Below are 10933 nucleotides of genomic sequence, written 5' to 3'. Positions count from 1 at the left end.
CCGCGAAAGGCCTTGACATCAGGCGGCATAGTATCCTATTGCCTTTTAGGGGCAGTTTAATCTGCCCCTCTGCCTTCCGGCGAGGATGGGGGTTCTAGGGGGCAAAGCCCCCTAATTTTTACCCATCTAAATGACATTTTCATACGATAATTAACTTTATTTTAAATTATTTTTAGGTGACATTTTCAAAAGATATTGACATGGACAATCTAATTTTTGAATTCATAATTTATGATATTTGGTTCTATTAAAAATTTTAATTCTATATCCAACTCTTTTTTTAATTTATCCTTAAAACCAATCTTTTCTGATAATTCAAATGTAGTTTGTGGAATGGATACGACAAATTCTTTTTTCAAAAACTTTTCCTTGTTGTAGAGGCATTTATTTTCAATGAGCTTTAAAACATAACTTGGATTTAAAATTTCCTTATAATAATCGTAATAGATTAGTTCCTTCAGTTTCTTACCCTTTCTTGCCCTTGCAAGCTCAAGAACTCCTAATTTAGTCCAACCGTAAATCCTGCTTATATTACTATCGTTTTTTGACAGTTCCATAATAAAATTTAATAGTTCTTGTTTTTGCTTATTTTCTACATCCACAAAGTCGATAAATATAATTCCTCCTGTATTTCTAAGCTTTAAAAGTCTAAATATCCTTTGGGCGGCCAATTTATTAAATTCCATCAACGATTTAATTTCAGCATTATGATAATCTATATTTCCTGAATTAACATCTATTATTGTAAATGCCTCTACTTCATCCATCACAATATTGGCTTCACCTATCAAGAAGTGCTTCCTTTTCATGGTATCCAATATGCTATTATCGATGGTGTTAATTATATCTATACTTACGTTAAAGTTTATGACATCGATGTATTTTTGAAATAAAGCTTTATCCTTTTCCTTTGAAAAATAAAGTTCTATACATTCACTTCCATTAATGTGTTCATCTATCAGTTTTGAAATATAATCTTTTGACTTCATCAAAAGGTATGGAGCCTTTATATAGTTTGCTTTGTCTTTAATATTCTCCCACTTTTCTATTAAAGAATGATATTCATTTATTAACTCTTCAGTATTAAAGTCTTCAGCTTCAACTAAAACTCCGTAATTTTCTTTTATGTTATTTTCAAACAATGATTTTACTTTCATGTAAATCTCTTTATTTGGTGATTTTATATCTTTTATGTCCACTAGCAAATGTAATTTTTTCCCAGGAAATAATATTCGACTGGAAGCTTTATGGGCTTTTTTGCCTTCAGAATCCCTCTTTATTTGCACTATTATTTCATCTCCAATTTTTAAATTTGGAGCTTCTTTTAAATCTATAAAGGCATTTTTGACTTCGCCTATATTTAAAAAGGCTATGTTTAAATAAGCGTTAATGTTCTCTACCCGTGCTTTATATATGTTCCCCTCTAATTTTTTATATGAAATATCTTCAATATAAATATCAATTAGTTCTTCATCTTCAAAAACTAAAAACCTATTTTGTGTTATTCCAGTGTCAACAAAAATTTTCTTCAATCCAAACACCTCTATGGTAGTCTAAAAAATTTATCTAATGCTATAAAATCGTTTGTCTTTGCATAAAGCTCTAATCTTGTTATTTCAAAAATTGAAAAGTCAACTCCATAATCCCTTAATACTTCAATAAGCATCTCAGGATTTACACTTCCTTTATTGCTATTTTGAACTAACACCTTCAAGTTACTTATTTTTTCGTTATTCTCTAAAGAAATTTCATAGATCATCGGTCTTATATTTATTTCCTTTTCTCCTGATTTTGTCCTTTTTGTTCTTAAGATATACTTTTCATTTTTTACTTTTTCGATAACATCACCTATCTTATAAAAGTTACATGCTAGCTGTATTTGGTAACTTGCAGCTTCTACTGCACTCATAGCGGAGGGCTTTTTTGATTTTATCTTTATGCAATCAGTAATATATAGGCCTTTAGGGAGGCATTGATTTAAACTATCCCTAATAACTTCCTCATCAAAATCCCCCTCAAGCTCAATATCTGCATATTCACCTAAACTACCAATCCCTACTGATAAAGGAGAAGCAATCGATATTGAAGGATGTGGGTTAAAACCCTTAGAATAAACTATTGGAAGCTTAGCCCTTTTAATTGCCCTGTGCAAAGTCCTTAAAGTATCCAAATGAGAAAGAAACTTTACTAAATCAGTTTTTTGAAACTTTATTAAATATCGCTCCATTAAAACAAGCACCACCTTCAAGATATTTTGTTATACCACAGGCTGTGCAACCTAACCTACAATCTTTGGTTAATATACACTCCATTGCCCTTTGATATTCCTTTATTAAATACTCCTTGCTTACACCTGCATCGATAAAATCCCATGGTAGAATTTCATCAAGTGCTCTTTTCCTATAAGCATAAAATTCAGGATCTATTCCACACTCTTTGAATGCCTCCATCCATTTGTCGAATTTAAAGTATTCCTGCCAGCCATCGAATTTGCATCCCTTTTCCCAAGCCTTTATTAGGACCTTTGTTAATCTTCTATCTCCCCTTGAAAATACTGCTTCAAGAAAGCTTATATAGGATTCATGATAGTTATAATTTATAAATTTGCTTTTTATTTTTCCCTTTAAGAATCTTTGTTTTTCCTGTAAAGTTTCAATTCTGTCCTGAGGTTCCCACTGGAAGGGAGTAAAGGGTTTTTGGAACAAAGGAGGATGTGCTGACGGTTACGCTTAACCCCTTTGTCCTCTTTTCCTTAGGCAACGAAAAATATGCATCAACCACTTTTTGGGCTAAATGGGCAATGCCTTCAACATCCTCCATGGTTTCAAAGGGAAGTCCTATCATAAAATAAAGTTTTATTGTATTCCATCCCGACTGAAAGGCCGAAGTTACGGAATTTATTAAATCCTCCTCAGTAACGCCTTTATTTATAATGTCCCTCATCCTTTGTGAACCTGCTTCAGGGGCAAAGGTTAGTCCTGTTTTCCTAACTTTTTGAATTTCGTTTATTAAATTAACCGAAAAAGCATCTATTCTCAATGAAGGTAGTGAAATACCTACCTTATCCTTTTCATATCTTGATATTAAGCTCATTACTAAATTTTGAATTTCAGAATAGTCACAGATACTTAAGGATGTTAGCGATATTTCATCATAACCTGTATTATTTACAAGTTTTTCAGCCATTTCTAATAGTTTGTTTGCAGTTCTTTCCCTAACAGGCCTATATATCATGCCTGCCTGACAGAACCTGCATCCCCTTGTGCAGCCTCTAAATGTTTCAAGCATTATTCTATCATGGACTATTTCGGTTAATGGAACAATAAAGGCCTCTGGATAATAGGATTTATTAAGATCCTTTATAATTCTTTTTTTAATTACCTTGGGATATTCCTCCTTCTTAGGAATCATTCTTTTTATAGTTCCGTCTTCATTGTATTCTATATCGTAAAACTGAGGAACATATACCCCTTGGATCTTTGTTATTTCTTCTAAAAATTCTATTCTTTTGCCTCTTCTTTCCTTCCACTTTACATATATATCAATAACCTCTATTAATGCCTCTTCTGCTTCGCCTATTATAAAGAAATCAGCAACATCTGCTAAAGGTTCAGGATTAAAGGCACTAGGACCACCAAAAACTACAAAAGGACCCGATTCCCTATCTTTTGAAAGGAAGGGAATGCCTGCAAGATCAAGCATGTTTATTATATTTGTATAACTCATTTCATACTGCAAAGTAAAACCAACAAAATCAAAATCTTTTATAGGATCTTTAGTTTCTAAGGCATAAAGAGGAATATCATTCTTTCTCATCTCCTCCTCCATATCCACCCATGGAGCAAAAACCCTCTCACAATATGTATCTTCTCTTTCATTTAATAGATGATATAATATTTTAATCCCAAGATGCGACATCCCAACTTCATAAACATCAGGAAAACACATAGCAAATCTAACCTTAACGGTTGTCGGATCTTTAACTGCCATATTTATTTCATTTCCTATATACCTAGCAGGCTTTTGAACTCTCCTTAATATATCTTCAGGTATTTTTACCATATAAATTCCTCCCAAAGCAGCTTAATATTAACATATCATATAATAACAAAGTATTCTAAAATAAGCAATAAAAATATATAACCGCCAATTGGCGGTTAATATTGCTTTATGTATTTTAGTGGATCAACAGAAGTATTATTGAATTGCAGTTCAAAGTATAATGCATACTTTTTTGTTTTCGGAATCAAACCGTTAACTCCAACTACCATTCCTTTTTTTACTGTCTCGCCTTCAGTTAATCTTATTTCATCTAAGTAACCGAATATAGATTTATAACCATTCTTATGATCTATAGTGATTAAAAGCCCATATTCATCATTTGCCTCTATTTTTTCTACAACTCCATCAAAAATTGCCTTAACATCTTTTGAAGTATCCGTTTCATAAATAATGCCTTTTGAAATATTATCTTCATTTATTTTTTCACCAAACTTTAAAACTATTTTCCCTTCAATTGGAACCTGATCGATAATAAATTCCTGCTGTTTGAAAACCTTAATCGAGCCTAAGTTAAATGAGCTTAGTTTATTCATTGCAAAGCTTTTTATTTGCTGTGTGTAGTCCTTGTAAAAGGCATTTTTAATTCCTTCATTCATCCAAAGAGCTGTATTTGTCTTTACAGCCTTTAATACTATAAAAAAAATTAATATTATAAGAACTATCGATAAATTATTTATTAACTTGCTTAAAAAATCGCTTGATTTTTTATTTCTGTTTCTAATGTGATTATAATAATTTTGTGAATACAATATAATCACCCCCTTAACATTATATGAATTAAATAATTCCTATATGTTAAGGGGGAAAATTTAAAAGTTTATTTTTTGTTTTCTCATTCCGACGTTAACAATAAGTGCTATTGATATGACGTTAGTAAGAAGCGAACTACCGCCATAACTCATAAATGGAAGAGGTATCCCTGTTATTGGCATAAGTCCTATATCCATACCTATGTTTTGCAATATTTGAAATACAAACATAGATAAAATTCCGATGACCAAGAACCTTCCAAATCTATCCTTAGAATTTTTAGCTATATATAATCCCCTCAAGGAAATATTCAAATAAGCAAGTAATAATAAAAGAACGCCTATGAACCCAAATTTCTCAGCAAAAACGCAAAATATAAAATCTGTAGGTGCTTCGGGAATAAACTTTCCATCGGTTAAACCAGAGTTGAAAAGCCCAATTCCAAAAAACTTCCCTGAACCTACTGCTATTTTAGCCAGATAAGCATTATAGCCTGCACCAAGTTTATCCATTTCTGGTTTTAGAAAAACTAAAATTCTGTTTTTTTGATATTCCTTTAAAATATTAAGTTTCCAAACAGCTATAAATGAAGTTAATCCAGCAATTGCAGTCCAATAAATAAATCTAAGGTCAAGTCCCGCCACAAAAATCATACCTAAGATTGTCATCGCAAATATTAAATTAGTTCCTGTATCCGGCTGAAGTTGTATAAGAGCCATAGGAATTAATGCTATTATGGCTATCTTTGATAAATTTTTAAAGGTATTGATATTTTCAATATCCTCTAAAAGTTTTGCTATTGTTATTATAGTGGCTATTTTAGCAAACTCAGAAGGCTGAATTCCTAATGGTCCTACCCCTAGCCATGCCTTTGCGTTATTTCTTACACTTCCAAATAATAGAACTGCTATTAATAAGATAATTGAGATGGAATAAAGTATCTTATAATATCCACCAATTATATTATAATCAATAAATATAATTAGAAAAAATATTGCCATAGAGATTATAAAGAATAAGGATTGAAAAATTAGCCTCTGCAAGTTTCCCTGGCTAAAGGCTAAAGTTGCTGCTCCTATCGATATTATGCCAGATGCAATTATAAATATCATGCTAAAAATAATAGAATAATCTATATTTTTCATAATTTTCTTATCAACGCTTAATTTTGTTAGCATAACAACACTCCTTATATATAGGCTCTTTTACTAAATAATTATATTAAAAATCATAACCCTTTACAAGGTAAATATATATTTCTTGTAAAGGGTTATGATTTTTATTTTGCTGTATCCTTCATTTTTCTAATTGGAATATTTGCAATTAAAGCTGGAGTGCTGATTCCTTCTTCCCCTGCTTTAGTTAATTTTATTTCTAAACCTCTCTCATCTATTTCAGCATAATCGGATATCACTCTAATTATATCGCTTTTTAACATTTCAAGAAAAGTGGGAGAAACATTTGCCCTATCGTGTATCAATATTAATTTAAGCCTTTCCTTAGCGACATCCTTTGACGGAGGCTCTTTGCTGAATAATTTTAAAAAATCCATAACACCCCTCCTATCTTCTAAATAGCTTTTTGAATATCGAGAAGAATCCGGATTCTTCGTTATCTAATTCCATAAATGGCACTTCTTCACCTAAAAGCCTTCTTGCTATATTTTTATAAGCTTGTCCTGCTTTAGATGCCGGATCAGTTACAGCTGGCTCTCCCCTGTTTGTTGAAATGACTATCTTTTCATCATCAGGAACGATTCCTAATAGCTTAATCGCTAAAATATCAGTCATATCATCAATATTTAGCATCTCTCCCTTTTTCGTCATTTCAAATTTAATCCTGTTTATTATAAGCTGATGGTCCTCTAAGCCCTTTGCTTCAAGCTTTCCTATTATCCTATCTGCATCCCTTACTGCTGATACTTCAGGGGTTGTAACCACTATTGCTCTGTCGGCTCCTGCTACAGCATTTTCAAAACCGTGTTCTATACCTGCAGGGCAGTCTATAATAACATAGTCAAACTCGTTTTTTAGATTTTCAACAAGTTCCTGCATTTGCTCAGGCGTAACTGCTGTCTTGTCCTTTGTTTGTGCTGTCGGAAGCAAGAATAAATTATCGAGCCTCTTATCTTTTATAAGAGCTTGTTTTAATTTGCAGGTTCCCTCAACTACATCTACAAGGTTATAAACAATCCTATTTTCCAAACCTAAATGTAAATCAAGATTTCTAAGACCAGTATCAGCATCCACAACTACAACCTTCTTCCCAAGCATTGCAAGGGCTGTTCCTATATTTGCTGTAGTTGTGGTTTTTCCTACTCCACCCTTTCCAGATGTTACTACTATCGATGTTCCCATTAAAATCCCTCCACTTTAGATTAGTTTATTAGGTAAATATGGTTCTATAGAAATAAATTTTCCTTTAATTTTTGCCACCTCTGGAATCTTAGGTTTATTCATCTTATCATCCGGCGATCTTGATATCACATCAGCAATCCTAATCTGTTCCGGCTGTAATTCATAAGCCGCTATAAAGGCCTTATAATTTCCATCTGCCCCTGCATGGACAATACCTCTTACAACTCCAAGAACTATTATGTTCCCAGTTGCTACAACTTCAGCCCCTGAATTTACGTCGCCTATAATGACGATGTTGCCATCATAGAAGATTCTTTGTCCTGATCTTATTGTTCTTTTATATATTTTTGTTATCGCTTCATTTAAATCTTGACCTTTTTTAGGTGTATTGGTCTTTTTATCCTCAAAAATCAAGTTTATGTTAAATTCCTTTAATAAGTCATCCTTCAAGCTATGTAGTAATTCCTCTGAAAGCTCATAGTCACTTTTAAGATACATCCTACTTCCATAAAAAAAGTCCTTGCCCTGACATAATTTCTCAAAGATATCCTTTTTAATTTCGTTAGGTTCTTTTCCTAAAACATATACAACAATACCATTTCTATTGCCTTTGAAAACTACAGAACCCATTCCTAACCTCCACTTTCTATTTAATATATTTCTTCACAAAAAGCTTAAATCCTTCATAATTTTAAATTATTTTTTCGTTTAATTATTATTTTATCATACAAAAGAAACTAAAAAAATACATAAAATGAACAAAAGCTGTCGTTTTCGCAAAACGACAGCCAAGCTTAATTATTTCTATTAAGCTGATTATTCGAACTACTATTTGTATTATTTGTGGAATTAGTTGCAGGTTTATTGAGCCCAAAATATTGCTCATATATTGCCCTTGCAACAGGTGCAGCATAGCTTCCATGTCCTGCATTGTAAATTACAACAACAACCGCAATTTCTGGATTATCATAGGGAGCAAATCCAATATACCAGCCATAGGCAGCACGCCCTTTGAGCTTTAATGAATCATCTACCGAAGCACTTCCTGTTTTCCCACCTGTTGGAATAGGGAAATTTCTAAATGTTGAAGAAGCTGTTCCACCCTCTTCTGTAACCTTCCTCATGCCTTCCTTAACAGCTTCAACATATTTAGGATTTAAGTCTAATTTTTGCAAAACTTCAGGTTTATTTTCATATTTTAATGTTCCATCAGGGTTTAATACCTTTTTTATAAGGTGCAGTTTATATTTATTTCCTCCATTTACCAAAGTAGAAACATAGCTTGCCATCTGAAGGGGAGTTAAGTCAGTATTGCCTTGACCTATAGAAGCATTTAAAATTTGGAAAAATTTATTTGCTACAGTATGCAGAATATTTAATTCACTTTTAATATACTTTTTAGCCTTTTCATCGTATATACCAATTGAATCTAGTAAATTTTCATCATACTGACCAGATATTAGCATATTTCTTAATGCCTTATATCCAGGCGTTCCACTATCGATTGTATAAATTTTGTATTTATTTTTTAGTGTTTCTTTTATAACATACATAGTATAATCAACATTGCTTCTCACTATTTTTTGAGGATTAGCAACTTCACCTGGCTTTTCTTCAATCTCAATTCCCGTTTTAGGCATCTCTCCTGTTTTAGGGTCTCTAATAAGTCCAAATTTATAGGCCCATTCGTTAAATTTTTCCCTCCCTAATCTTTTTCCTACTTCAAAGAAAAAGTAGTTGCAGGAAACCTGTATAGCCTTTGCTACATCTACAGGACCGTGAGTCCTTCTTTTTTCATTCCATATCCAGCAGGCACCATGAAATCCTGGTAATCCATCATACACACCTTTATCAACTATTATAGTATCAGGTGTTATAACTCCCTCCTGAAGTCCTGCAATGGCAACCAATGGTTTAAATGTGGATCCTGGTGGTGCAGTCCCATAAGTTGCATAATTAAATGTAGGAAGAGGAACTAAACCAAAATCTCGACCCTGTGGCCACAGATACTCTACAAGCTCCTTTGATGGTGACCCTTTTTCTGCAAACCAATTTGGATCAAATCCTGGCCTACTTGCTAAAGCTAAAATTTCTCCAGTTCTTACATCAACGACAACTGCAGCGCCAATGTTTGCGTTAGGATAAGGTTCATCAGTTGGAATTTTTCTTGTTCTTATATTTTCCATAGTTTCATCAAGGGCCTTTTCGGTTACCTTCTGCAATTCAACATCAATAGTTGTTACTACAGAATCACCAGGTATTGCATCGAGCCTTGCGGTCTCATGCAGTATCCTTCCAAATTTATCTACATCAACTTCAATACCTCCTGGCTCTCCCCTTAGTGCTATATTTAACTCCTTATTATTTTCTAATGCTTTTTCAAGTCCCTGCTTTCCTATCAATTCCCTGCTTATATCATAGCCTAAGCTTGAATAGTAGTCCTTTTCCTCCTCACTAATTTTACCTAGATATCCTAAAAAGGCTGAACCAACTTCACCATATGGATATTTTCTTATTGGTGATATTTCTGTAAAAATCCCTGGCAAATTGTTTCTTTTATATTCAACAGCAAGGGCTGTTTTTTTGCTAACGTTTTTTGCAACATATATTGCCCTGTATTGTGAAAATATCGACTCTTGAATCGAATGCCTAAAGGCAATTAACTTCAAAGCTTCGTCAATTGTCATATTATATTTAAAGATAAATTTATTATTGTTATATGAATCTAACAGGCCAAACTTATTTGCTAATTCAATAAAGCTTTCCTTTGCATTTAAACCATCATCAAGTTTGTAAAATTCTTTAAATTTTATTTCTCTTTTTTTATTTATTTCCTTCTCTGATGAGCCAAAGTCAAATTTAAAGATACCATTTTCATAAACTATAGGAAAATTTGGTGTATTTATCTTTTGTTCGTCACCATTTTTAATTATTAATCTAATCGTATCTAATAAAACCTTATTAATTTCATCATTATCTGCCTTTGACTTGACGTTATTATAAGTTATATTAAAACTTTGAACATTCGTTGCAAGTTTATTGCCATTTCGATCTAAAATCTCTCCCCTTGGTGCAATTTCATTTATAAACTTTCTTCCCTTTTCTTCTGCAAGTGTTCTATAATATTCGCCGTTAACGACTTGCAGATAGAAAACTCTTGATATCAATGTAATGAAGACAAAATAAACAATAAATTTAAAGGCAGCAATTCTTGCTGCTTCATTTTTTTTCATATTATCACCCTATTCTAAAACTTCCATTCTTTTTGTAAAAAAGCAATATTAACTACCTTTTTTAAAAAGTTAAAGAGAAAAATGGCAAAAATTATATTAGAAAACATTTCAAAAGGAACCACGTCTTTAATTATTTTTATAAAGTCAATTTTTATTGATACAATATAATAACTTCCAAATATAATCAAATATTTCAATATAACCGCCAAGACGTTTAATAATATTAGTATTAATGTTCTTTCTTTATAAATCTTTTTTTGGACTAATGTAAACAAATACGATATAGATATATATATAATCGAATTAACTCCAAAAACATAGGGTGAAAAGCTATCAACAATTAGTCCTGTTACTAATGCAACAATAAAGGATTCAACCTCATCTAATAGCAAAGATGAGCATGCGATAAAAGCTAGAGTAGCATCAAGGGCCAAAAAGTTTATTTTTAGCCCTGATAAAAAGGATTGCTGCATTATTAAAATAAAAATTGAAATTAAAATAAAAGTTAAAACTCTTTTCACTTTATTCTTC

Annotated in this window: 9 protein-coding genes and 1 pseudogene; all 10 read right to left on the bottom strand. The window is 32.1% G+C overall.

Translation table 11 applies throughout. The features are described from left to right. Positions 1-209 precede the first annotated feature (209 nt). Positions 210-1532: a ribonuclease E/G gene (locus CAAU_RS01125; RefSeq protein ID WP_008907596.1), complete on the bottom strand. Its 1323-nt coding sequence runs from the start codon at positions 1530-1532 to the stop codon at positions 210-212. Positions 1533-1543: 11 nt separating this feature from the next. Beyond that, positions 1544-2227, bottom strand: a complete 684-nt coding sequence (locus tag CAAU_RS01120) for a TIGR03936 family radical SAM-associated protein (RefSeq protein WP_008907595.1) — start codon at positions 2225-2227, stop codon at positions 1544-1546. Beyond that, positions 2193-4062: pseudogene (locus CAAU_RS01115) on the bottom strand (TIGR03960 family B12-binding radical SAM protein). The gene CAAU_RS01120 and the pseudogene CAAU_RS01115 overlap by 35 nt, the downstream one beginning before the upstream one ends. Positions 4063-4157: 95 nt before the next feature. Continuing rightward, a complete protein-coding gene (locus tag CAAU_RS01110) occupies positions 4158-4811 on the bottom strand; it encodes a murein hydrolase activator EnvC family protein (protein ID WP_008907592.1) in 654 nt (217 codons plus the stop codon). 60 nt (positions 4812-4871) lie between these two features. Continuing rightward, complete coding sequence (gene rodA, locus CAAU_RS01105; protein ID WP_008907591.1) at positions 4872-5990, bottom strand: rod shape-determining protein RodA; 1119 nt, start codon at positions 5988-5990, stop codon at positions 4872-4874. Between the two features lie 101 nt (positions 5991-6091). Next, positions 6092-6364, bottom strand: a complete 273-nt coding sequence (gene minE / locus CAAU_RS01100) for a cell division topological specificity factor MinE (protein WP_008907590.1) — start codon at positions 6362-6364, stop codon at positions 6092-6094. A gap of 10 nt (positions 6365-6374) precedes the next feature. Further along, complete coding sequence (gene minD / locus CAAU_RS01095) at positions 6375-7169, bottom strand: septum site-determining protein MinD (RefSeq protein WP_008907589.1); 795 nt, start codon at positions 7167-7169, stop codon at positions 6375-6377. Positions 7170-7184: 15 nt separating this feature from the next. Further along, positions 7185-7799, bottom strand: coding sequence for a septum site-determining protein MinC (minC, locus tag CAAU_RS01090; RefSeq protein ID WP_008907588.1), 615 nt, complete (start codon positions 7797-7799; stop codon positions 7185-7187). A 164-nt stretch (positions 7800-7963) separates the two neighbouring features. Continuing rightward, positions 7964-10402 (bottom strand): penicillin-binding transpeptidase domain-containing protein, encoded by a 2439-nt coding sequence (locus CAAU_RS01085; protein ID WP_008907587.1) that lies wholly within the window; start codon positions 10400-10402, stop codon positions 7964-7966. 14 nt (positions 10403-10416) lie between these two features. After that, positions 10417-10923 carry a rod shape-determining protein MreD gene (gene mreD, locus CAAU_RS01080; RefSeq protein WP_008907586.1) on the bottom strand — a complete coding sequence of 169 codons (507 nt, stop codon included), beginning with the start codon at positions 10921-10923 and terminating at the stop codon, positions 10417-10419. Between the last annotated feature and the right edge of the window lie 10 nt (positions 10924-10933).

Origin of the sequence: Caloramator australicus RC3 (assembly GCF_000297115.1) — a bacterium.
In the GTDB taxonomy this organism is placed as follows: Bacteria; Bacillota; Clostridia; order Clostridiales; family Caloramatoraceae; genus Caloramator; species Caloramator australicus.
The sequence above is the reverse complement of the archived record's forward strand: the minus strand, read 5'-3'. Positions and strand labels throughout refer to the sequence as shown.

Bases quoted from the DNA above. Each gene is read 5' to 3' on its own strand.
- CAAU_RS01120 (WP_008907595.1), bottom strand. From the start codon at position 2,227: ATGGAGCGATATTTAATAAAGTTTCAAAAAACTGATTTAGTAAAGTTT.
- rodA (WP_008907591.1), bottom strand. From the start codon at position 5,990: ATGCTAACAAAATTAAGCGTTGATAAGAAAATTATGAAAAATATAGAT.
- minE (WP_008907590.1), bottom strand. From the start codon at position 6,364: ATGGATTTTTTAAAATTATTCAGCAAAGAGCCTCCGTCAAAGGATGTC.
- minD (WP_008907589.1), bottom strand. From the start codon at position 7,169: ATGGGAACATCGATAGTAGTAACATCTGGAAAGGGTGGAGTAGGAAAA.
- minC (WP_008907588.1), bottom strand. From the start codon at position 7,799: ATGGGTTCTGTAGTTTTCAAAGGCAATAGAAATGGTATTGTTGTATAT.
- CAAU_RS01085 (WP_008907587.1), bottom strand. From the start codon at position 10,402: ATGAAAAAAAATGAAGCAGCAAGAATTGCTGCCTTTAAATTTATTGTT.